This window comes from Vibrio sp. M250220, assembly GCF_036533795.1.
Taxonomy (GTDB): Bacteria; Pseudomonadota; Gammaproteobacteria; order Enterobacterales; family Vibrionaceae; genus Vibrio.
Genome location: NZ_JATABI010000045.1, coordinates 15,050 through 37,349, shown reverse-complemented (window position 1 = coordinate 37,349; position 22,300 = coordinate 15,050). Strand labels below are relative to the sequence as shown.

At 45.3% G+C, this 22,300-nt stretch carries 24 protein-coding genes, 9 tRNA genes and 1 pseudogene; 29 read left to right on the top strand and 5 right to left on the bottom strand.

The window, feature by feature from the left end:
• Nucleotides 1-176, bottom strand: a 176-nt coding sequence (locus QTN94_RS15305; RefSeq protein WP_331428147.1) for a hypothetical protein, incomplete at its 3' end; no start/stop codon positions are given.
• A gap of 331 nt (nucleotides 177-507) precedes the next feature.
• Between QTN94_RS15305 and metK the strand changes: the two genes are divergently transcribed.
• The 8 genes from metK (at nucleotide 508) to ruvX (ending at nucleotide 6,945) form a co-directional block, all read left to right on the top strand.
• The gene (metK, locus tag QTN94_RS15300) at nucleotides 508-1,662 is read left to right on the top strand and encodes a methionine adenosyltransferase (RefSeq protein WP_269378563.1); all 1,155 of its coding nucleotides are present in this window, start codon (nucleotides 508-510) and stop codon (nucleotides 1,660-1,662) included.
• Between the two features lie 274 nt (nucleotides 1,663-1,936).
• Nucleotides 1,937-2,734: a DUF2189 domain-containing protein gene (locus QTN94_RS15295; RefSeq protein ID WP_331428146.1), complete on the top strand. Its 798-nt coding sequence runs from the start codon at nucleotides 1,937-1,939 to the stop codon at nucleotides 2,732-2,734.
• 69 nt (nucleotides 2,735-2,803) lie between these two features.
• Complete coding sequence (locus QTN94_RS15290) at nucleotides 2,804-3,301, top strand: SprT family zinc-dependent metalloprotease (RefSeq protein WP_331418050.1); 498 nt, start codon at nucleotides 2,804-2,806, stop codon at nucleotides 3,299-3,301.
• A gap of 79 nt (nucleotides 3,302-3,380) precedes the next feature.
• Entirely contained in the window at nucleotides 3,381-4,082 is a 702-nt protein-coding gene (endA, locus tag QTN94_RS15285) for a deoxyribonuclease I (RefSeq protein ID WP_331418049.1), read from the top strand.
• A 115-nt stretch (nucleotides 4,083-4,197) separates the two neighbouring features.
• Nucleotides 4,198-4,929, top strand: coding sequence for a 16S rRNA (uracil(1498)-N(3))-methyltransferase (gene rsmE / locus QTN94_RS15280; protein WP_331418053.1), 732 nt, complete (start codon nucleotides 4,198-4,200; stop codon nucleotides 4,927-4,929).
• Nucleotides 4,930-4,942: 13 nt separating this feature from the next.
• Complete coding sequence (gene gshB / locus QTN94_RS15275; protein WP_331418048.1) at nucleotides 4,943-5,890, top strand: glutathione synthase; 948 nt, start codon at nucleotides 4,943-4,945, stop codon at nucleotides 5,888-5,890.
• 48 nt (nucleotides 5,891-5,938) lie between these two features.
• Complete coding sequence (locus QTN94_RS15270; RefSeq protein WP_269378558.1) at nucleotides 5,939-6,502, top strand: YqgE/AlgH family protein; 564 nt, start codon at nucleotides 5,939-5,941, stop codon at nucleotides 6,500-6,502.
• A gap of 20 nt (nucleotides 6,503-6,522) precedes the next feature.
• Complete coding sequence (gene ruvX / locus QTN94_RS15265) at nucleotides 6,523-6,945, top strand: Holliday junction resolvase RuvX (RefSeq protein ID WP_138970671.1); 423 nt, start codon at nucleotides 6,523-6,525, stop codon at nucleotides 6,943-6,945.
• 242 nt (nucleotides 6,946-7,187) lie between these two features.
• On the opposite strand, the gene QTN94_RS15260 is transcribed toward ruvX, so the two are convergent.
• On the bottom strand, nucleotides 7,188-8,294 hold the full coding sequence (locus QTN94_RS15260) for a PilT/PilU family type 4a pilus ATPase (RefSeq protein WP_331428143.1): 1,107 nt from the start codon (nucleotides 8,292-8,294) through the stop codon (nucleotides 7,188-7,190).
• Between the two features lie 15 nt (nucleotides 8,295-8,309).
• Complete coding sequence (locus QTN94_RS15255; RefSeq protein ID WP_138970669.1) at nucleotides 8,310-9,347, bottom strand: type IV pilus twitching motility protein PilT; 1,038 nt, start codon at nucleotides 9,345-9,347, stop codon at nucleotides 8,310-8,312.
• 25 nt (nucleotides 9,348-9,372) lie between these two features.
• On the opposite strand from QTN94_RS15255, the gene QTN94_RS15250 reads away from it, so the two are divergent.
• Genes QTN94_RS15250 through hemW form a run of 7 tightly spaced genes read left to right on the top strand, consistent with a single transcriptional unit; the run spans nucleotide 9,373 to nucleotide 14,145 of the window.
• A complete protein-coding gene (locus QTN94_RS15250) occupies nucleotides 9,373-10,089 on the top strand; it encodes a YggS family pyridoxal phosphate-dependent enzyme (protein WP_138970668.1) in 717 nt (238 codons plus the stop codon).
• Between the two features lie 24 nt (nucleotides 10,090-10,113).
• Nucleotides 10,114-10,932, top strand: coding sequence for a pyrroline-5-carboxylate reductase (proC, locus tag QTN94_RS15245; protein ID WP_331428140.1), 819 nt, complete (start codon nucleotides 10,114-10,116; stop codon nucleotides 10,930-10,932).
• 38 nt (nucleotides 10,933-10,970) lie between these two features.
• Nucleotides 10,971-11,528, top strand: coding sequence for a YggT family protein (locus QTN94_RS15240; RefSeq protein WP_138970666.1), 558 nt, complete (start codon nucleotides 10,971-10,973; stop codon nucleotides 11,526-11,528).
• Nucleotides 11,528-11,818 (top strand): DUF167 family protein YggU, encoded by a 291-nt coding sequence (gene yggU / locus QTN94_RS15235; RefSeq protein ID WP_138970665.1) that lies wholly within the window; start codon nucleotides 11,528-11,530, stop codon nucleotides 11,816-11,818. The genes QTN94_RS15240 and yggU overlap by 1 nt, the downstream gene beginning before the upstream one ends.
• Before the next feature lie 51 nt (nucleotides 11,819-11,869).
• On the top strand, nucleotides 11,870-12,301 hold the full coding sequence (locus QTN94_RS15230; RefSeq protein ID WP_331428138.1) for a DUF4426 domain-containing protein: 432 nt from the start codon (nucleotides 11,870-11,872) through the stop codon (nucleotides 12,299-12,301).
• A gap of 44 nt (nucleotides 12,302-12,345) precedes the next feature.
• Nucleotides 12,346-12,945, top strand: coding sequence for an XTP/dITP diphosphatase (locus QTN94_RS15225; RefSeq protein ID WP_331418042.1), 600 nt, complete (start codon nucleotides 12,346-12,348; stop codon nucleotides 12,943-12,945).
• Between the two features lie 24 nt (nucleotides 12,946-12,969).
• Nucleotides 12,970-14,145, top strand: coding sequence for a radical SAM family heme chaperone HemW (gene hemW, locus QTN94_RS15220; protein WP_331428136.1), 1,176 nt, complete (start codon nucleotides 12,970-12,972; stop codon nucleotides 14,143-14,145).
• Between the two features lie 281 nt (nucleotides 14,146-14,426).
• On the opposite strand, the gene glsB is transcribed toward hemW, so the two are convergent.
• Together glsB and trmB are read right to left on the bottom strand one after the other, a co-directional pair.
• Entirely contained in the window at nucleotides 14,427-15,347 is a 921-nt protein-coding gene (gene glsB, locus QTN94_RS15215; protein ID WP_138971440.1) for a glutaminase B, read from the bottom strand.
• A 134-nt stretch (nucleotides 15,348-15,481) separates the two neighbouring features.
• Nucleotides 15,482-16,201, bottom strand: a complete 720-nt coding sequence (gene trmB / locus QTN94_RS15210; RefSeq protein WP_331428135.1) for a tRNA (guanosine(46)-N7)-methyltransferase TrmB — start codon at nucleotides 16,199-16,201, stop codon at nucleotides 15,482-15,484.
• Nucleotides 16,202-16,371: 170 nt separating this feature from the next.
• Here trmB and mutY point away from each other — a divergent pair, with 170 nt between their 5' ends.
• The 14 genes and pseudogenes from mutY to QTN94_RS15140 form a co-directional block, all read left to right on the top strand.
• Nucleotides 16,372-17,427, top strand: coding sequence for an A/G-specific adenine glycosylase (gene mutY / locus QTN94_RS15205; RefSeq protein WP_138971438.1), 1,056 nt, complete (start codon nucleotides 16,372-16,374; stop codon nucleotides 17,425-17,427).
• Between the two features lie 20 nt (nucleotides 17,428-17,447).
• Nucleotides 17,448-17,720, top strand: a complete 273-nt coding sequence (locus QTN94_RS15200; RefSeq protein WP_138971437.1) for an oxidative damage protection protein — start codon at nucleotides 17,448-17,450, stop codon at nucleotides 17,718-17,720.
• A gap of 70 nt (nucleotides 17,721-17,790) precedes the next feature.
• A complete protein-coding gene (gene mltC, locus QTN94_RS15195) occupies nucleotides 17,791-18,948 on the top strand; it encodes a membrane-bound lytic murein transglycosylase MltC (protein WP_331428132.1) in 1,158 nt (385 codons plus the stop codon).
• 82 nt (nucleotides 18,949-19,030) lie between these two features.
• A tRNA-Phe gene (locus QTN94_RS15190) sits at nucleotides 19,031-19,106 on the top strand.
• Nucleotides 19,107-19,171: 65 nt separating this feature from the next.
• Nucleotides 19,172-19,247 (top strand) — tRNA-Thr (locus tag QTN94_RS15185).
• A 7-nt stretch (nucleotides 19,248-19,254) separates the two neighbouring features.
• A tRNA-Phe gene (locus tag QTN94_RS15180) sits at nucleotides 19,255-19,330 on the top strand.
• Between the two features lie 41 nt (nucleotides 19,331-19,371).
• Nucleotides 19,372-19,447, top strand: a tRNA-Asn gene (locus QTN94_RS15175).
• Nucleotides 19,448-19,746: 299 nt separating this feature from the next.
• Nucleotides 19,747-21,372 carry a methyl-accepting chemotaxis protein gene (locus QTN94_RS15170; protein WP_331428131.1) on the top strand — a complete coding sequence of 542 codons (1,626 nt, stop codon included), beginning with the start codon at nucleotides 19,747-19,749 and terminating at the stop codon, nucleotides 21,370-21,372.
• Nucleotides 21,373-21,593: 221 nt separating this feature from the next.
• Nucleotides 21,594-21,669, top strand: a tRNA-Phe gene (locus QTN94_RS15165).
• A gap of 54 nt (nucleotides 21,670-21,723) precedes the next feature.
• A tRNA-Thr gene (locus tag QTN94_RS15160) sits at nucleotides 21,724-21,799 on the top strand.
• A 20-nt stretch (nucleotides 21,800-21,819) separates the two neighbouring features.
• Nucleotides 21,820-21,895, top strand: a tRNA-Asn gene (locus QTN94_RS15155).
• Nucleotides 21,896-21,905: 10 nt separating this feature from the next.
• Nucleotides 21,906-21,981: transfer RNA gene (locus QTN94_RS15150), tRNA-Thr, on the top strand.
• A 37-nt stretch (nucleotides 21,982-22,018) separates the two neighbouring features.
• A tRNA-Asn gene (locus QTN94_RS15145) sits at nucleotides 22,019-22,094 on the top strand.
• A gap of 69 nt (nucleotides 22,095-22,163) precedes the next feature.
• Nucleotides 22,164-22,283 (top strand): annotated as a pseudogene (locus QTN94_RS15140) (MBL fold metallo-hydrolase); the annotation flags it as partial.
• Nucleotides 22,284-22,300: the final 17 nt, after the last annotated feature.

The following is a 22,300-nucleotide window of genomic DNA, read 5'->3' as shown; positions in this document are numbered from 1 at the left end:
CGGTCGCGATCTGCCCATTCTGGGTTAGCTGGGTTGTGATTTAGGTGTGAACGCCAAAGAACTTCAGCGATATCAGCCATACCCATAGGTGCGCCTGGGTGGCCAGAGTTAGCTTGTTGTACACCATCCATGCTTAGAGCGCGGATTGCGTTAGCGAGATGTTGACGAGAAGACATGTCAGCTCCTGAGTGCATTAAGCGAATCATAAATGTAAGTGGGCGACAATTCTCTCAAAGCACTGTTAGCTCTGCAAACGTTTTCCAGCCAGTTTATTCACAAATATTCTATCTTTTGGTCTAACTTCATAGAGGAAGCACGCAATCTTCATATTAGCAACGCAAACGTTTAGTTTTGCTTCTAAGAAAAAAAGAACTTGTAATTCGAACGGTCAAAACTAAAATAGACGTCTAGATGTAGATACACCTACAATTAATCGTATTATTTATTTGTGTTCCACTAGCGCTTTTAGCACTGGGGCACAATCCAAAAATTTATAGTGGAGCTCACATGGCTAAGCACCTGTTCACTTCTGAGTCGGTATCAGAAGGCCATCCAGATAAAATTGCAGACCAGATTTCTGATGCAGTCCTTGATGCGATCCTAGAACAAGATCCAAAAGCACGTGTTGCGTGTGAAACTTATGTAAAAACCGGCATGGTAATGGTTGGTGGTGAAATCACGACATCTGCATGGGTAGATATCGAAGAGCTCACTCGCCAAACTGTTCGTGAAATCGGCTACGTTCACTCAGACATGGGCTTTGATGCTAACTCTTGTGCAGTTCTAAATACGATCGGTAAACAGTCACCAGATATCAACCAAGGTGTTGATAAAGCAGATCCTAAAGAGCAAGGTGCGGGTGACCAAGGTATTATGTTCGGTTACGCAACTAACGAAACTGAAATCCTAATGCCAGCACCAATTACTTACTCTCACCGTCTTGTGCAAAAACAAGCTGAAGTACGTAAGAACGGCACTCTACCTTGGTTGCGCCCAGATGCGAAATCTCAGGTTACTTTCCAGTACGATGAAGGCAAAATCGTTGGTATCGATGCGGTCGTTCTTTCTACTCAGCACTGTGACACAATCTCAACTCCAGACCTACGTGAAGCAGTAATGGAAGAGATCATCAAGCCAGTACTACCTACAGAGTGGATCAACAAAGAGACCAAGTTCTTCATCAACCCAACAGGTCGTTTTGTTATCGGTGGTCCTATGGGTGACTGTGGTCTGACTGGTCGTAAGATCATCGTTGATACATACGGCGGCGCAGCGCGTCACGGTGGTGGTGCATTCTCTGGTAAAGATCCATCAAAAGTAGACCGTTCTGCGGCTTACGCAGCTCGTTATGTTGCGAAAAACATCGTAGCGGCAGGTCTTGCTGATCGTTGTGAAATCCAATTGTCTTACGCGATTGGTGTTGCAGATCCAACGTCTATCATGGTTGAAACTTTTGGTACTGAAAAAGTTTCTCAAGAAATCATCATTGAAGCAGTTCGTCAGCACTTCGACCTACGCCCATACGGTCTACAAGAAATGCTTAACCTACTTCAACCAATCTATAAGAAGACGGCTGCATACGGTCACTTCGGTCGTGAAGAGTTCCCTTGGGAAGCGACTGACAAAGCAGCAATTCTACGTGAGTTCGCTGGATTAAAGTAATTTAGTGACAATCACTTAGTTAATACATCGAGGCCTCTGGACAACCAGAGGCCTTTTTTATTACCAATAAAAATCGCTTCTCAACGTTGTATTTTTTTGTCATGGGGTCAATAGTTAAAAATATGTTAACACCTCAAGTTCAGTATTGTACTGATGGTTAACATAGACTGATGCGCCGCTTACATCACAGACGTCGGCAAGCCGGGCATCGAGTATCAAACGCTAAATTTGCCAACGAATTTAGTCAACGTAGAGAATCGATCAAGGAGGATGTATGCCTCGTACGGTGAATCCACAGGACTTCAACGATAAACGAAAGGAAGTCTCAGATGCGGAATATGCTCACACAATCCCTTGTAATCAGGTGAGCATATCTGCCCCATTCCACTGGCTCGCACTCGGTCTACATGACTTCGTCCGAATGCCGCTTATTAGTGCCTTTTATGGCTTATGCTTTATGGCTGCCGCAATCGGTATTGTATTACTTGTGCAATGGCAAGAAACTCACCTTGTCGTCATGCCGAGCTTAGTCGTCTATATGTTAATTGGTCCATTCCTTGCGCTTGGATTGTATGATGCTAGCTGGGAAAGAGAGAGAGGCCATAGCGCCAGTTTGATGCACTCAATGAAAGCCATCGGACGTAACTCAAGTTCACAATGGGCCTTTGCAGTGTTACTCGCGGTTTGTATGATTTTCTGGATGCGTATCGCAGCACTGCTTCATGCTCTTTACCCATCGGTTCAGGGTGCGCCTTTAAGTGAGTTTATGCCATTTCTCGTTATAGGCTCTTTGGTCGGTTTTGTTCTAGCGAGTATCGTCTTTAGTATTTCAGCGTTTTCTATTCCACTAATGATGGAACGCCGAGTCGATATGATGACTGCTGTGTTCACTAGCTTTAATGCCGTCAAATCGAACATTCCCGCGATGATCGTCTGGGCCGCACTGATCTGTGGCGGTATTTTGGTTGGTTTTGCCACTTACGGTATTGGAATGCTCTTTACCATGCCAATTCTTGGTTATGGTACTTGGCATGCCTACCATGAAACGATCAAAAAGAAACATCACCCTTAGGTCGCACTTCATGCTGTTCCGGTATATCATTCGCCCCTGCTTATGGGGCGATTTTTATGGGAGTGTGGCTTGGACATAGAATTAGAATATCGAGCAAACAAGGTGATTGCGGAATGCATAGATACAGCACAACAAGCCTTTGAGCGCCGTTTCTCCATCCCCAGCCTTAACTTTAAACTCAGAGGAAAAGCTGCCGGTAAAGCATTTCTACAGCTCAATGAAATTCGCCTCAATCCAGTCCTTTTTAGAGAGAACAAACACGCCTTCTTTGCAGAAGTCATTCCCCATGAAGTTGCCCACTTAGTCACCTATCAAGTGTATGGGCGAGTCCGTCCTCATGGAAAAGAGTGGCAAGCGGTCATGGAGTCTGTGTTTAAAATACCCGCTCGGACAACACACCGTTTCGAAACTATCTCGGTTCAAGGAAAAACGTTCGAATATCGCTGTCAGTGCTCCTTGTACCCGTTAACGATTCGTCGCCACAATAAGGTTTTGAGACAACAAGCAAGCTATCGCTGTCAGCAGTGCCATCAAACGCTTGCCTACACGGGCAAACAACTTTTCTAAATTCGAAATTTATCAATTATTTAATACAGAGTTGCGTGTTAGACTCCAGTTTCTAATGCTTTTCTAACACTTAACTATCATGCAAAAACATCTGCTCATCGCTCTTGCGGCAATGATTTTAAGCCCCCTATCTCAAGCTGCTCCGCCCGCTTCGTTCAGCCAAGCAAAGAAAGAAGCCGTTAAAATTTACTCCGATCACCCAACGAGTTTCTACTGCGGGTGTGACATTGATTGGAAGGGAAAGAAAGGCATCCCTGACTTAGAGTCGTGTGGCTACAAAGTTCGCAAACAGCAACAACGTGCCTCACGTATCGAATGGGAGCATGTTGTGCCTGCCTGGCAATTTGGTCACCAACTCCAATGTTGGCAAAACGGCGGAAGGAAAAATTGTTCCAAGAATGACAAACAGTTTCGTCAGATGGAAGCTGACCTCCACAACCTTACGCCAGCCATAGGAGAGGTGAACGGTGATCGTTCCAATTTCAATTTCAGCCAGTGGAATGGTATCGATGGAGTCACCTATGGCCAGTGTGAAATGCAGGTCAATTTCAAGGAACGTAAAGCAATGCCCCCAGATCGTGCCAAAGGCGCCATCGCAAGAACCTATCTCTATATGAGCCAAGAATATGGATTCAATTTGTCCAAGCAACAACGTAATCTTATGAATGCTTGGAATAAGCAGTTTCCAGTAGACAAGTGGGAGTGTGAACGAGATAGACGCATCGACAAAATTCAAGGCAATCACAATCCGTTTGTTTACGAAGCCTGCCAAGCGCGTTAAATACCTTTAGAGTTTTCAGTAAAGCACTGGAAACTCTGCTTGCCCCTTGTTTTTTCAATGCAAAGCATCCATGTTAGAAGTTAACTCAAAATCTGTTGCCGGAAGTCGAAATACAATGCGAATCCCACGAATTTATCACCCAGAAACCATAACTCAGCTTGGACGTTTGTTACTAAGTGAAGAAGCAGCTGGTCATATCGGTCGAGTGCTGAGAATGAAGGAAGGTCAGCAAGTGTTGCTGTTTGACGGGAGTGGCGCAGAGTTTCCGGCACTCATCAGTGATGTGAGCAAAAAATCCGTGGAAGTAGACGTCACTGAACGTATTGAGCGTAGCAGTGAATCACCATTAGATCTCCACTTAGGTCAAGTCATCTCTCGTGGTGATAAGATGGAGTTCACCATTCAAAAGTCTGTTGAGCTAGGTGTGAACACCATTACTCCCCTAATCTCTGAGCGCTGTGGCGTGAAACTCGATCAAAAACGCTTTGAGAAGAAACTCGCTCAATGGCAAAAAATAGCAATCAGTGCGTGTGAGCAATGTGGTCGAAATACAGTACCAGAGATTCGCCCTGTCATGCAGCTTGAGGAATGGTGTGGTGAAGAGTATGACGGCTTAAAACTCAACCTACATCCACGCGCCAAGTACTCGATTAATACTTTACCTACGCCTGTAGAAAAAGTGCGTCTACTGATTGGTCCTGAAGGTGGTTTATCCGCTGAAGAAATCGGCATGACGGAAAAGTACAATTTCGAAGAGACGCTGCTCGGCCCACGTGTTTTACGTACTGAGACAGCAGCCCTTACGGCAATTACAGCCTTGCAAGTTCGTTTCGGCGATCTTGGTTAAACGGAGAAAGACAATGATCAAATTAGGTATTGTGATGGACCCTATTTCGTCCATTAACATCAAAAAAGACTCTAGCTTTGCCATGATGCTTGAAGCGCAGCGCCGCGGCTATCAGATCCATTACATGGAAATGAACGATCTTCACCTTGAACAAGGTGTTGCGATCGCAGATACCAAGATCGTAGAACTTAAAGAAGATCCAACAGGTTGGTACGAGTTTAAATCTGAGCAAACCATCGAGTTATCCGAGCTCGATGTCGTTCTCATGCGTAAAGATCCTCCATTTGACACTGAGTACATCTACGCAACCTATATTTTAGAGCGTGCAGAAGAGCAAGGTACGCTGATCGTAAACAAGCCACAAAGCCTGCGTGATTGTAACGAAAAACTGTTCACTGCATGGTTCCCAGAACTTACTCCAACCACAATAGTGACTCGAAAAGCAGAAAGAATTAAAGCGTTCCGTGAACAGCATGGCGACGTGATCTTAAAACCTCTAGACGGCATGGGTGGCGCGTCTATCTTCCGCGTCAAAGAGAACGATCCTAACGTCTCTGTGATCATCGAAACCTTGACCAACCACGGTCAAAACTACGCAATGGCACAAACATTCGTTCCTGATATCAGCAACGGTGACAAGCGCATCCTAGTCGTAGATGGCGAGCCAATGCCTTATTGTTTGGCACGTATTCCTGCGAAAGGTGAAACACGTGGCAACTTGGCAGCGGGCGGAACAGGTGAAGCGAGACCACTTAGTGAGACAGATAAAAAGATAGCTGAAGCTGTAGCGCCTACACTTAAAGAAAAAGGGCTGATATTTGTTGGCTTAGACGTCATCGGTGACAAGCTAACAGAGATAAACGTAACCAGCCCAACTTGTATTCGTGAAATCGAAGCGGCATTTGATGTGTCGATCACTGGCAAACTCATGGACGCCATTGAACGTCGACTAAACGCCTAAACTGTTAGGGCAACCTATAGGGTTGCCCATATTTAAGTGGGAGTGTTTATGAATTTAACCAACCATTTTTTAGTGGCAATGCCGGGCATGAAAGATCCCTACTTCCAGCGCAGCGTGATTTACGTTTGCGAACACAACGAAGATGGGGCGATGGGTTTAATGATTAATGCTCCTATCGACATCACCATCGGCAAAATGTTAGAGAAAGTCGATGTCGAGTCAATTCATCCGAAACTCTTAACCGACAGCTTAGACAAGCCTGTACTCAACGGTGGCCCAGTCTCGGAAGATCGTGGTTTTATACTCCACCAGCCTAAAGACGAATATGAATCCAGCATCAAGATGACGGATAAAATCTCCGTCACTACATCTCGTGATATTCTAGGTGTACTCGGGACAGAAGCTGAACCTCACCATTATCTGGTCGCATTGGGCTATTCTGGCTGGGAAGCTGGTCAGCTAGAGATAGAGCTGTCAGAGAACTCATGGTTAACGGTTGAGGCGGATCCCAATGTGATGTTCGATACTCCAATCAATGAACGCTGGCAAAAGGCTGTACAGATGCTTGGTATTGATGTCGCCCAACTTTCTAGTGATATTGGCCACGCGTAACAACAATAACGAAGAGAAACATGTCTAGAACAATTATGGCATTTGACTTTGGCACTAAAAGTATTGGTAGTGCGATAGGACAGGAAATTACGGGTACCGCTTCTCCGTTGAAAGCTTTTAAAGCTAATGATGGAATCCCAAATTGGGATGACATCGAAAAGCAAATCAAAGAGTGGCAACCGGATCTACTAGTGGTGGGTTTGCCTACCGACCTGCATGGCAAAGATCTTGAAACCATTACACCAAGAGCGAAGAAGTTTGCTAACCGCCTACATGGCCGTTTTGGCTTAGCCGTCGAACTGCATGACGAACGCTTATCAACCATGGAAGCACGCGCAGACTTGTTCGAAATGGGTGGCTACAAAGCACTAAGCAAAGGGAATGTCGACTGCCAGTCAGCGGTCGTCATTCTTGAAAGCTGGTTTGAGGCGCAATACGGGTAGCGAGAAGCGAGAAGCGAGAAGCGAGAAGCGAGAAGCGAGAAGCGAGAAGCGAGAAAATCTAGGAAGGGTTGACAGTGCATTTCAACCCTTTTCTTTTAAATTCAGACAATTAAGCTTAAATATTAGCCAGCGCTGCCTGCAACTTTCAACTCACTCATCACAAGCTCCTCTCGAAGGACGAAGTCCGCTCTAAATTCTCGTAGGGCGAAGCCCGATCTCGGAGCGAAGCGTTCTTATCCCCCCTAATCCATATCAATCTTAACATTACTCAACGCACTGCCACTTGAACCATTGCCACGCTGCGTTTTAAGCATGATTCTGAGATCATTGGCCGAATCTGCACTATAAAGTGCATCTTCCTCGCTAATTTGATTCTCGGTTACTAACTTATACAGTGCCTGATCAAAGGTTTGCATCCCCACCTCATTCGACTTAGCCATAGTTGCTTTTAACTCATGCAAGTCGCCACGGCGAATAAGATCAGAAACTCTTGGACTGTTGAGCAACACTTCAAAGACACCATGACGACCCTGACCGTTTTTATCTCGAATCAGTTGCTGACCAATCACACCACGAAGATTCATCGACAAATCGAACAGGAATTGTTCTTTTTGCTCTTTGGGTACCAAATGTAAAATGCGTTCAAGAGCCTGATTTGCATTATTGGCATGCAGAGTCGCCATACAGAGATGGCCTGTCTCAGCAAATGTCATTGCGTATTCCATTGTTTCACGCGAACGTATTTCTCCAATCAGAATCATATCAGGAGCCTGACGCAACGAATTCTTCAATGCAACTTCATAGCTTTCTGTATCTAAACCGACTTCACGTTGAGTCACAATGCAGCGCTGATGCTCGTGAACAAACTCAATCGGGTCTTCAACCGTTAAAATATGCCCCGACTGATGAGTATTGCGATAGCCAGTCATCGCCGCCATGGTGGTCGATTTACCCGACCCCGTCGCCCCAACGACTAGAACTAGTCCCCTCTTAGCGGTAGCCAGTTCTCTCAATACTTCAGGAAGTTTGAGTTCCTCAAAGGTGGGAATCCTTGTTTCAATTCGGCGAATAACGGCGCCGGGCAGCTCTCGCTGATAGAAAGCCGACACACGGAATCGTCCAAAGTGACGGACGATAGCAAAGTTAGCCTCTTTACTAGCATGAAACTCATGCTGGCGCTCTCTATCCATCATACTTTCAAGCAAGGAACTCACCACCGCATGTGAAAGTTTATCACCTTGGGGACGCAGCTCACCATCCACACGATAAAGAACCGGAGCCCCAACCGTAATATAGAGATCTGACGACTTTTGATCGATCATCTGCTCTAAAAAAACATCAATATCCATACCGTTTCCACTCAATCAGAACATAGACGTTTCAAGTTCTATTTTCTTAGCAACTTCATCTGGCTCAACCAAGCCTTGTGCTATCAACTGTTTGGCATTCTGCTCCATGGTCTGCATCCCATGAGCAGCTCCGGTTTGAATCACAGACAACATCTGTGCGACTTTATCCTCACGAATAAGGTTGCGAATTGCAGGTGTCGCCATCATGATTTCATGGCAAGCTGTACGCCCGCCACCAATACGTTTCAGCAGTTTTTGTGCAATAACCGCTCGCAATGATTCAGAGAGCATTGAGCGCACCATTTCTTTATCGCTACCAGGGAATACATCAATAATGCGGTCAATGGTTTTTGCCGCCGAGCTAGTGTGCAGAGTCCCAAACACCAAATGACCGGTTTCGGCCGCAGTTAGCGCTAAACTGATCGTCTCTTTATCTCGTAACTCCCCGACCAGAATAACATCTGGGTCTTCGCGTAAAGCACTGCGTAAAGCGTTACTAAAATTGTGTGTGTCACGGTGGACTTCACGCTGATTGACTAAGCATTTGTTGTTGCTGTGAACAAATTCAATCGGGTCTTCAATCGTGAGGATATGCTTGTTGTGGTGACGGTTAATGTAGTCCACCATCGCTGCGAGCGTGGTCGATTTTCCAGAGCCCGTTGGCCCAGTCACCAATACCAACCCTTTTTCCATATTGGCAATTTTTTCAAAGATGGGCGGAGTGTCTAACTGTTCTAAGGTCGGAATCGTCATAGGGATGGTACGGAACACCGCTGCACAGCCTCGAGCCTGATTGAACGCATTGACACGAAATCGCCCAACGTCAGGTAACTCGAACGAAAAGTCGACTTCGAGTCGCTCTTCAAACTCGCTTCTTTGAGCGTCGTTCATCACATCAAATATCAATCGATGCACATCCGCATGATTAAAAGCTGGTACGCCAAGCTTTCTTACTTCACCATCTATCCTTACCATTGGAGATACTCCAGCAGAAAGATGTAGATCTGAAGCATTATGCTTTACACTAAAATCCAGTAATTCAGCGATATCCATTTAAAATCCTTAAGTAAAATCTGCTATGACTAGTATTCAACAAAATATTGAACAGATCACCTCACAGATTGAGGTCGCACAACAAAAGTGTGGACGCGGTCGGGACTCAGTGCAACTTCTCGCCGTCAGCAAGACTAAGCCTGTCGAAGCTATCCTTGAAGCTGCTCAAGCTGGGCAAGTCGCATTTGGAGAGAACTACGTCCAAGAGGGGGCAAATAAAGTCGCCCACTTCACTCAGCATCACCCTGAACTGAACTTAGAATGGCACTTTATTGGCCCAATACAGTCCAATAAGTCGCGCCATGTTGCAGAAAGCTTTGACTGGGTACATACCGTCGATAGAACTAAGATAGCTCAACGTCTCAACGATCAGCGTCCAGAAGGCCTCGAGCCGATTCAGGTTCTGATTCAAGTAAATACCAGTGGCGAAGCATCAAAGTCCGGCATTGACGACGATGAAATCTTTGCTCTTGCTGAGTTGATTTCTCAGCTTCCGAACCTCACTTTAAGAGGATTGATGTCAATCCCTGCTAATGTTTCAGACTATGAGTCACAACTGGCGGCATTTACTCAATTAGCAACGCTCAAAGAGAAACTCGCGCATCATTTTCCTGATCAAAACATCGATACCTTGTCGATGGGCATGAGTGGTGATATGGAAGCCGCTATCGAAGCAGGTAGCACCATGGTTCGTATCGGTACCGCTATCTTTGGTGCTCGCGATTACAGTAACAAAGCATAAATTGTTGAAAGGATACAAAGACTAATGGAACACAAGAAGATTGCCTTTATCGGCGCAGGCAATATGGTTAAAGCCATTGTGTCTGGCTTAATCGCAGATGGTTACCCAGCAGAACTTATCACAGCAACAGCCCCATCTGAGACACGTCGCTTACCATTAGAGCAAAGTTATGGTATCCAGACCACCAGCGACAATTTCTCAGCGGCACAACAAGCAGAGGTCATTGTACTGTCGGTTAAACCTCAGATGATGGAAGAGGTTTGCCGCCCACTGCAAAGCATCGACTTATCAGGAAAGTTGGTGATTTCAATTGCGGCTGGTATCCAGTGTTCACGTCTAAACGAAATGCTCGGTTGTCCATTGAATATCGTTCGTGTCATGCCCAATACACCATCACAATTGGGACTAGGAATGAGTGGTCTGTTTGCTCCTGAACACGTAACAGCGCTAGACAAAGCTTTTGCTGCTGAGTTAATGCAAGCGGTAGGCAAAGTGTGTTGGGTTGAGCAAGAATCTGGCATCAATAACGTCATTGCTGCTGCTGGAAGTGCGCCTGCATACTTTTTCTTGTTTATGGAAGCCATGCAGGCAGAAGCCATCGCTCAAGGTTTTGATAAAGAGACAGCTCGTCTGCTCGTGCAACAATCAGCGCTCGGTGCGGCAAGCATGGTCGTTGAAAACCCAGACACAGAACTGTCCATTCTACGTGAAAACGTGACATCCAAAGGGGGCACAACGGCTGAAGCCCTAAGAACATTCAATCAACATCAACTTTCAGATATAGTAGCGAAAGCTATGCAGGCGGCCGTTGCTCGCGCTGAAGAGATGGAAAAACTGTTTTAATTACCAGAGCACAACGCTCTAGAAAATAAGGGTCACCTATGAATTCAATGAGTTTTCTGATTTCCACCCTGTTTGATCTCTACATCATGGTGGTGATCTTACGTATCTGGTTGCAAGCTGCCCGCGCAGACTTCTACAACCCGTTTTCACAATTCATTGTAAAAGCAACTCAGCCTGTTATTGCTCCACTACGTCGAATGATCCCATCTGCGGGCAGCCTAGACTTAGCAACAATTCTGTTCGCCTACCTACTGTGCGTATTGAAATTCGTCGCACTGGTTCTGATCGCTTCGAATGGCTCAGTATCCTTCAGTGCAGACTTCCTATTCCTAGGTCTATTGTCACTGATTAAAGCAGCGGGTGGCCTACTTTTCTGGGTGCTATTAATCCGCGCTATCCTAAGTTGGGTGAGCCAAGGTCGCAGCCCTATCGAATACGTGTTCCATCAGCTTACTGAACCTATGCTCGCACCTATCCGTCGCGTTATCCCAGCGATGGGTGGTTTTGACTTGAGTGTGTTAGTACTTTTTATTGCTCTACAATTCGCTAACTTTCTGATGGGCGACCTTATTGGCCCAATCTGGTATCAGCTATAATGTCACAAGCAGCTTGGTTTGACGGCGAGGATCTGATTCTTCGCCTTTACATCCAACCCAAGGCAAGCAGAGACAAGATCGTTGGGCAACATGGTGAAGAGATCAAGGTAGCAATAACCGCACCTCCGGTGGATGGGAAAGCCAATGCTCACCTGAGCAAGTACCTTGCAAAGCAGTTCAAGGTAGCCAAAGGACTCATCACCATAGAAAAAGGGGAACTTGGCCGACATAAACAAGTCAGGGTCAGTTCTCCAATACAAATACCCAATGAGGTACAAGCCATCATCTGATGGCTTTTTATTTATCACTCGTCAATGAAACGAATTTAAGAAGGAAGCCCAATGAAGAAATGGATCACACTCGCACTCATCAGCTTGTTTGCTGTACCAAGCTGGGCTGGTCAGTTCAAAAACATCAAAGATGTTGAGGTACACTACTCTGCCTTCAACTCTACTTTTTTAACGGCGCAGGTTGCCAGGAATTACGAGCTCAAACGTAACGCCTATTCTGCGATCCTTAACATCAGTGTGTTAGACAATTCGCAAGCAGGAAAACCCGCCATTACCGCTCAAATCGCCGGTACCAGCAAAAACCTGTTAGGCCAGACTCGCCAGCTCAACTTTCGCGAAGTGCAGGAAGGCGACGCTATTTACTACTTAGCGGAGTTTCCTATTTCACAAGAGGAACAACTGACATTCGATTTGGATGTTAATGCTGGCATTAAGGGCACAGGAAGATTAAAGTTCACCCAGAAATTTTACGTAGAAGAGTAATGGCCAAACGGCATGACTCTCGTTCATCAAAGAGACAGAATCCAATGAGCAAGATTGTATTAGCGACAGGTAATCAAGGTAAGGTTCGCGAAATGGCAGACCTACTGTCTGATTTTGGTTTTGAAGTGCTAGCCCAAAGCGAATTCAACGTTTCTGAAGTTGCTGAAACTGGCACCACATTTATCGAGAATGCGATCATCAAAGCGCGCCACGCGGCAAAAGAAACCGGTCTTGCTGCCATTGCTGATGATTCAGGTTTAGAAGTAGACGCCCTCAAAGGTGCCCCTGGTATCTACTCCGCTCGCTATGCTGGCGAAGGTGCAAGTGACCAACAAAACCTTGAGAAGCTGCTCGACGCAATGAAAGAGGTGCCAGAAGAACAGCGCAGTGCTCGTTTCCATTGTGTACTCGTGTTAATGCGCCATGAAAATGATCCAACTCCTGTCGTTTGTCACGGAAAGTGGGAGGGACGAATTCTCACTGAAGCTCACGGCGAAAATGGCTTCGGTTATGACCCAATCTTTTTCGTACCAGAAGACAACTGCGCTTCTGCTGAGTTAGAACCTGCACGTAAAAAACAGCTTTCACATCGCGGAAAAGCGCTCAAACAGTTGTTCGCGACTCTATCTGAACAACCGCTTTAATCACTACTCAGTCAACGATAGACAATGAGCAAACTTATCCCACCAGCACTAAGTCTTTATGTACACATCCCATGGTGTGTACAAAAGTGCCCGTACTGTGATTTTAACTCTCACGCTCTAAAGGCTGAGATCCCAGAAAATGAATACATCGCAGCACTGCTACAAGATTTAGACACAGATATTGAGCGTTACCAGATCAATGATAACCCGCGCCCGCTACACTCGATCTTTATCGGTGGCGGTACTCCTAGTCTGATATCGGCACAAGGAATTGCTGCACTTCTATCAGGAATTGAAGCTCGTATCCCTTTCAAACCCGACATAGAAATCACCATGGAAGCCAACCCTGGCACGATTGAGGCGGAGCGTTTTGCTGGCTATAGAAAAGCGGGAGTGACACGTATCTCCATCGGTGTGCAAAGCTTCGAGCAGCAAAAACTTGAGAAGCTAGGTCGAATTCATGGGAAGGATGAAGCGGTCAATGCGGCTAAGCTGGCTCATCAAATCGGTCTTAGTAGCTTTAACCTCGATCTCATGCACGGATTACCGGATCAGTCTGTCAATCAAGCTCTGGCCGATCTCGATAAAGCGATCGAACTCGATCCTCCTCATTTATCTTGGTACCAGCTAACCATAGAACCTAACACCATGTTCTACTACAAGCAGCCTACCTTGCCCGATGACGATGACTTGTGGGATATTTTTGAGTTGGGACACCAAAAGTTAGCCGAAGCAGGCTACGTTCAGTACGAGATTTCCGGCTACAGTAAACCTGATTATCAATGCCAGCATAACCTCAACTATTGGCGTTTTGGTGATTATCTTGGTATTGGTTGTGGCTCTCACGGAAAGATAAGCTTTAGTGATGGTCGCATTATTAGAACCACAAAAGTCAAACATCCGCGAGGCTATCTAGCGGCGTATGACAATATGGTCAAACCTTACTTGAGTGACGAAACGGAAGTCTGCGAACAAGATCGCCCCTTCGAATTCTTTATGAATCGATTCCGCCTGATCGAAGCATGTCCGAAACAGGATTTTCTCGACACCACAGGGCTTGGTTTCGAGGCGATTGATGAGACGATTAACTGGGCGATTGGACTAGGCTATCTCACAGAGACAAGCACTCACTGGCAGATAACGGAGAAAGGAAAGTTATTTTTGAATGACTTACTTGAAGCGTTTATGGCGGAAGAGTAAGCGAGAAGCGAGAAGCGAGAAGCGAGAAGCGAGAAGCGAGAAGCGAGAAGCGAGAAGCGAGAAGCGAGAAGCGAGAAGCGAGAAGCGAGAAGCGAGAAAATTTTGAAGGGTTGACACACAGCACCAACCCTTTCCTTTAAAAATCAGACAATTAAAATTAAATCTTAGCCAGCACTGCCTGCAACTTTCGACTCGCTCACCACAAGCTCCTCTTGAAGGGCGCAGCCCGAACTCGATTCTCGGAGCGAAGCGTTCTAGCATCTCGAAGGACGGAGTCCGTTCTAAAATATCGATCGCCCAATACGCTCTGCTAATAGTTCCAGCGCTTTGGTACCTGCTAACGAGTTACCAGACGGATCTAGCTCAGGCGACCAAACTGCAATGGTCATTTCTCCTGGCACAACTGCCATAATACCGCCTCCTACACCAGATTTACCCGGCATACCGACTCGGTAGGCAAACTCACCCGCACCATCATACAAACCACAGGTAGCCAACAAGGCATTCAACTGCTTAGTTTGAGTTGGCGTAATCACTGGTTTGCCAGTTTGAACTGATGAGCCCTTATTCGCTAGGTAGCTGAAGGTTTTGGCCAGATCGACACAGCTCATCTTAAGTGCACAGGCGTGGAAGTAGTTATTGAGCACCGGAATAACATCGTTCTCAAAATTACCAAAAGAACGCATGAGATATGCGATAGCCGCATTACGGTCACTGTGCATCATCTCAGAGGCGGCTACCACCTTGTCATAACAGATAAGTGTATCGCCTGATAACTGACGAACAAACTCAAGCAAACGCTGGCGAGGTGCAGAGAGGCGGCTATTCAGCAAATCCGCGACAACAATTGCGCCCGCATTGATAAAGGGGTTACGTGGAATACCCTGTTCCATTTCCAACTGAATCAGCGAGTTAAATGCCTGACCTGAAGGCTCTTTACCGACTCTTGCCCAAATTTCCTCTGGCTTATATAAGCACATTGCCAAGGTTAAACTCAGCGCTTTAGAGATGGATTGAATCGAGAACGCCTCATCAGCATCCCCCGCTTTAATCACTTCACCTTGATTGGTAAATACAGCAATACCTAGCTTAGACGCAGGCACTTTCGCCAATGCGGGAATATAATCAGCGACTTTACCTTGCCCAATAAGAGGGCGAACCTCAGCGAGGATTTCTATTAAGATTTCTTGTGTCGGCTTCATCAGTAACCTTTAAAATCAATTAGTTATTATTATTTTCTTATAGGGTCAAAAAAGCCAACACATCAATGTTGGCTTTTTAAATCTCTTCACGTCAGCGCGATTGGCCGTCTTAACCAGCCAATAACGTTGGACAATTATTTTACGCGTTTGTACTTAATATCCCAAACGCCATGGCCTAAGCGATGACCACGTGCTTCAAATTTTGTTAGCGGGCGCTCATCCGGACGTGGAATATAGTCACCATCTTGAGCGATGTTTTCAAAACTAGGCGCTTGGTTCATCACTTCAATCATATGCTCTGCGTAGTTTTCCCAGTCAGTTGCCATATGGAAAATACCTTCGCCTTCAATCAGCTTTTGACGAACCATTTCAGCGAAATCTAGCTGAACGATACGGCGCTTATGGTGACGCTTTTTGTGCCACGGATCTGGGAAGAACAGTTGAAGAGTGGCGAGGCTGCTATCTGGAATCATGTTAGCAAACACTTCTACCGCGTCATGACACATAACACGTAGGTTAGTGATACCCGCTTCACGCGCATCTGACAAACAAGCACCAACACCTGGGCTATGTACTTCGATACCGATAAAGTTTTTCTCAGGTGCATTTTTCGCCATTTCAACCAGCGATGCCCCCATACCAAAACCAATTTCAAGAACAACAGGGTTGTCGTTACCAAACACCTCTTTCCAATCAAGAAGTTCATTTTGGTAATCTATACCCATTGCTGGCCAACACTCATTCATCGCGTTTTCTTGACCCTTGGTCAGACGACCTTCGCGTCGAACAAAGCTGCGAATTTTGCGTATCAATTTACCGTCTTCGTTGTACTCGTTAGTGGTCACTTCACTCATGATTTTGCCTGTCTAAAAATTGGTCTCGACTCAAAGGGATTGTGATTATCCAAAGAATTGCCACTGGTGCAAGTTTTTTAGCTAATTCCACACAGTTTATCGGTTGTACTTTACCCATAAACTATGGTGCAATTTTGCAAGATTAGATAACAAAATAAACAGAGCAAGTCGTGACCCCTTTCGCCAGCGCCATCCTCGAATGGTATGAAAACTATGGACGTAAGAGCCTACCTTGGCAGCAAAACAAGAGCGCCTATAGCGTTTGGCTGTCTGAAATCATGTTGCAACAGACCCAAGTTGCCACTGTGATCCCCTATTACCAACGTTTTCTGCAACGCTTTCCAACCGTAGTAGATCTCGCGAATGCGGAACAAGATGAAGTCTTACACCTGTGGACAGGACTTGGTTACTACGCCAGAGCACGAAACCTCCATAAAGCAGCAAAAGTCGTTACCGAACAATATGGTGGAGAGTTTCCACTAAACATTGAAGAGATGAACGCATTACCTGGAATTGGACGCTCCACTGCTGCCGCCATACTCTCTTCCGTTTACAAGCAACCACACGCTATTTTGGATGGCAATGTTAAGCGAACTTTAGCTCGGAGCTTTGCGGTAGAAGGATGGCCGGGACAGAAAAACGTTGAGAATCAATTGTGGCAATATGCAGAACAACACACCCCCTCAGTTGATGTCGACAAATACAACCAAGCGATGATGGATATGGGGGCGATGGTCTGTACACGCAGTAAGCCTAAATGTACCCTCTGCCCTATCGAGTCTTTCTGCCTTGCCAACAAACAGGGTAATCCACTCGACTATCCAGGTAAGAAGCCTAAAAAAGAGAAACCGTTTAAGGAAACGTGGTTTGTCATGCTACACCACAACAATCATGTGTGGCTGGAACAACGCCCTCAATCTGGAATTTGGGGTGGGTTGTTCTGTTTTCCTGAAGCTGAAGATGACAATATCGTCCATCAGCTTGATATACGTAATGTTACTGAGGATACAATCAAAGACCAGACTCAGTTGATCGCATTCCGCCATACCTTTAGCCATTATCATCTCGATATCACACCAATTTTGGTAGACCTATCAAAGCAACCCAATGTGGTAATGGAAGGAAGCAAAGGTCTTTGGTATAACTTATCGCAACCTGAAGAGATCGGTTTAGCCGCGCCAGTTAAGCAATTACTGGAAAGCTTGCCTTTTGAACTTCAAAGTTAATCATATTTTAAGGAGTCGTTATGAGCCGCACTGTATTTTGTGCTCGACTACAAAAAGAAGCTGATGGTCTTGATTTTCAGCTTTATCCGGGTGAACTAGGAAAGCGTATTTTTGATAATATTTCTAAAGAAGCTTGGGCACAGTGGCAACACAAACAGACCATGCTGATCAATGAAAAAAAACTCAATATGATGGATCCTGAACACCGTAAGTTAATCGAAACTGAAATGGTTAACTTCCTGTTTGAAGGTAAAGAAGTCCATATTGAAGGCTACACTCCGCCTAGCGAGTAACCCTAGCCTGAATTGAGATACGGAAAAATGACATCATTGCCAGCAGTGATGTCATTTTTTTAGGAGATATATGAAGAAGTTAGCGTATTTTTTTCTCGCGATGTCATTAACAGGTTGCAGCCGAGAGTTTGTTGAAAACCTGTATGATGTGAACTATGAACCGACGAACCGTTTTGCCAAAAATCTCGCTCAGCTACCCGGTCAGTTTGAAAAAGACACAGCGGCACTTGATGCACTGATCAACAGCTTTTCGGGCAACATCGAAAAGCGTTGGGGACGCAACGAAATTAAATTTGCGGGCAAAAGTAACTACGTAAAATACATAGATAACTATCTTAGTCGTTCAGAAGTAAACTTCGATAAAGGCTTGATTACTATCGAAACCGTCTCTCCTACGGATCCTAAGGCACATCTAAAAAATGCCATCATAACGACCTTGCTGACACCAGATGATCCCGCAAACGTCGACCTTTTTTCCTCTAAAGAAATCACTTTGGAAGGCCAACCATTTCTTTATCAACAAGTTGTTGACCAAGATAACAAGCCTATTCAGTGGTCATGGCGAGCGAATCGATTCGCAGATTATCTGATCGCCAACCAGCTAAAAGTCAAAGACGTAGATTTTAAGAAAGCCTATTACGTCGAAATTCCGATGGTAGCGGAACAGTTTGAAATTCGTAGCTACAAATATGCAGACATCGTTCAACGAGCATCACGCAAGTACGACATACCCGAAGACCTAATTTACGCCATCATCAAAACAGAAAGTAGCTTCAACCCCTATGCCGTAAGCTGGGCAAACGCTTATGGTTTAATGCAAGTCGTACCAAAAACAGCAGGGCGAGACGTATTTAAGTTAGTCAAAAAACGCTCAGGAGAGCCGACACCCGAGTACTTGTTTAACCCAGAAAACAATATTGATACTGGGACTGCCTACTTCTACATCCTGAAAAATCGTTACTTGAAAGACGTGAACCATCCAACTTCGTTGGAGTACAGCATGATTTCAGCATACAACGGTGGTACTGGTGGTGTATTGAACACTTTCAACCGTAATGACCGCAAACGTGCGATGAACAACCTCAACTCATTGCAACCCAATCAGGTTTATTGGGCGCTGACGAAAAAGCACCCTAACGCCGAAGCACGTCGTTACTTAGAAAAAGTTACCAAATTCAAAAAGGATTTTAACTCAGGTAAAACACAATCATTAAAAACGGCTAAATAATCGGCACTTAACCACTTTTTTGAATTTTTTTCTAAAAACAAGTTGACGGCAAGAGCGAAAATCCGTTTAATAGCGCTCCGTCGCCCGGATAGCTCAGTCGGTAGAGCAGAGGATTGAAAATCCTCGTGTCGGTGGTTCGATTCCGCCTCCGGGCACCACAATTTGATTTGTTGGTGTCTTAACGAAAGTGACAACACGAACAAAAGCATAAAGAATACAGTGTGCCGACTTAGCTCAGTAGGTAGAGCAACTGACTTGTAATCAGTAGGTCACCAGTTCGATTCCGGTAGTCGGCACCATTCTTTTGCCTCGATAGCTCAGTCGGTAGAGCAGAGGATTGAAAATCCTCGTGTCGGTGGTTCGATTCCGCCTCGAGGCACCATTATTTGGTGTACTTACGAAGTAAGACACAAACATAATAGTTCCTCCTTAGCTCAGTTGGTAGAGCGACGGACTGTTAATCCGCAGGTCGCTGGTTCGAGCCCAGCAGGAGGAGCCACTTTAAGAAGCCAAGTCGAAAGACTTGGCTTTTTTCATTTCTAGCGCGCCAACTTCTATTTCCACGCTATACCTCACCCATGCTATCCGGTTACTGCAACCAAATCTTTAACTTGTACTCACTTGCCACATTTCAATACACCAGAGTTATCAATTTTAGTGACTTTTTTTAGGTGCGAAATATATTCAATCCCCTAGCAGATAAATATTTAATCTGTTCTGCAATAAGATGACAAGACAAATAGACTACACCTAATTGTCCCTTTTAAATTTCAGAATGATCAATTTGCGAGCAATGAAATGAAACTAAAGACACAAGCTTATTTATTATCAGGAATTATCCTGATTGCTCTACTCGCTTTAACGGCTACTGGGTTATGGACTCTGCGTGTTGCCAGCAACTTTGATAACAAACAACGAGTTACTGAGCTATTTAAAAGTGCCTACAGCATATTAAGCGAAGTGGAGAAAATGGTCGTCGACGGCACATTAGAAGAGCAACAAGCCAAAGCCATTGCCACTCGCCTATTGAGAAACAATATCTACAAAGATAATGAATACGTTTATGTCGCCGATGAAAATATGACGTTTGTAGCAACACCATTAGACCCTCAGCTACATGGTACCAGCTTCCATGATTTCAAAGATGGTAACGGCAATAGTGTCGGACAACTTATTCAAGACGTTTTAGGTCGTAAAACAGGCCAGATCGTTGAATACACTTGGACGCAAAAACAGGCCGATGGCAGCATTGAAAGTAAACTTTCTATTGCACAAAAGACCCCTAAATGGGGATGGGTTGTTGGCACTGGGATAGGTTTCAATGAGGTCAACGCTCGATTCTGGGCAACGGCACAATGGCAGTTAGTTCTCTGTTTGATCATTGCGGGGGCTATTTTAGCCGTATTGGTGTTCTCAATTCGTCGTATGCTCACGCTATTAGGCGGTGAACCTCAAGAAGTACGTAAAGCCGTGCAAGAAGTCGCCAATGGTACCATTCAAACGTCGTTCGCTTCTAAGGCCGCTCCAGGAAGTATCTACGAAGCGGTTCAGCAAATGAGTCAGTCACTAGCGCAATTGGTCAGCAATCTAGACGGATCTATGCATGCGCTTCGTAATGAGCTAGCGAGCGTAGAAAGCCGTTCTGCGACCATCGCTCAATTAACCGATTCTCAGCAACAATCGACCGCCATGATTGCAACAGCAATGACTGAAATGGCCTCTTCGGCAAACAACGTTGCTGACTCGGCAAGTGATACAGCGCGTAATACTGAAGAGGCAGATAAACAAAGCCAGCATACTCAACAACTGATTCACAACACCGTAGATAACATCCAAGGCTTAGCTAGCCAGTTGGGTACCGCGAGCAAAGCAGTCGCTGATTTAGACAGCGACGTTAATAATATTGTTAAAGTCTTAGATGTAATCGGTGATATTGCAGAACAAACAAACTTGCTGGCACTGAACGCAGCCATTGAAGCGGCACGAGCGGGTGAACAAGGCCGAGGCTTTGCAGTCGTTGCCGATGAGGTACGTAACTTAGCAGGACGAACTCAAGACAGTACCAAAGAGATCCAACTGATGATTAATAACCTTCAGCAAGGCTCGCGCAATGCCATTAGCACCATGGAAGTCTGTGCGGAAACCAGTGAAAGCACCGTTGAAGAATCTCAAAATGCCTCTGCGGCTTTGCAACAGATCGTTGTCGCTCTGGAGTCTATTACCGAAATGAGTCATCAAATTGCAACTGCCGCGGCAGAACAGACCCAAGTGAGTGACGATATTTCTCAACGTATCAATATGATTGAAGATAGCGGCAATCAGCTAAGTAGCGTAGTCACAGAGAGTCACAACAGCACACAAAGCCTAGCTCAATTAGCCAATGAACTAGAAAATTGGGTAAGTAAGTTTACTGTTAAGCACTAAAAACCGTTGGAGCAACAAAAAGCACGCCTCTTCGCGTGCTTTTTTGTTCTTTACCCCTCACTATTCCGGTCGATTTTTACGATAACGCCTTTTGCTCTCTATACATTTCTTATCCAAAATGGATAAAAACAGCCCATTAAGTATAGAAAAACAACAAACGATATTTTTTTTGCATTTTCATGTTGACCTAAAGCACGAAAAGCATTTTAATACACCTCGTCGCCCGGATAGCTCAGTCGGTAGAGCAGAGGATTGAAAATCCTCGTGTCGGTGGTTCGATTCCGCCTCCGGGCACCACAATTTATTTGTTGGTGTCTCGATAAGACTTCAACAACGAAAAGAAATTGATACGCCGACTTAGCTCAGTAGGTAGAGCAACTGACTTGTAATCAGTAGGTCACCAGTTCGATTCCGGTAGTCGGCACCATTTCTTTCAAAACGAATAATTCCTCCTTAGCTCAGTTGGTAGAGCGACGGACTGTTAATCCGCAGGTCGCTGGTTCGAGCCCAGCAGGAGGAGCCACTTTTAGTGTGCCGACTTAGCTCAGTAGGTAGAGCAACTGACTTGTAATCAGTAGGTCACCAGTTCGATTCCGGTAGTCGGCACCATTCTTTCTTAATGTAGAAAGAAAAAACCAAGAATAATTCCTCCTTAGCTCAGTTGGTAGAGCGACGGACTGTTAATCCGCAGGTCGCTGGTTCGAGCCCAGCAGGAGGAGCCACTTTAAAAAGCCAAGTCGAAAGACTTGGCTTTTTTATATCAACTGAAACGAAATTGTCTCCTCTCCCCAGTGCGCCAGTTCAACATTGATATGCTATGTCCACAGCATGGTGGCATTTTTAAAGGCGATAATATTCAACGCTTTTTAGACTGGCCGGATAATCTTGATGTGGGTATTGCCGTGAAATGATCACTGTTCTCGACGCA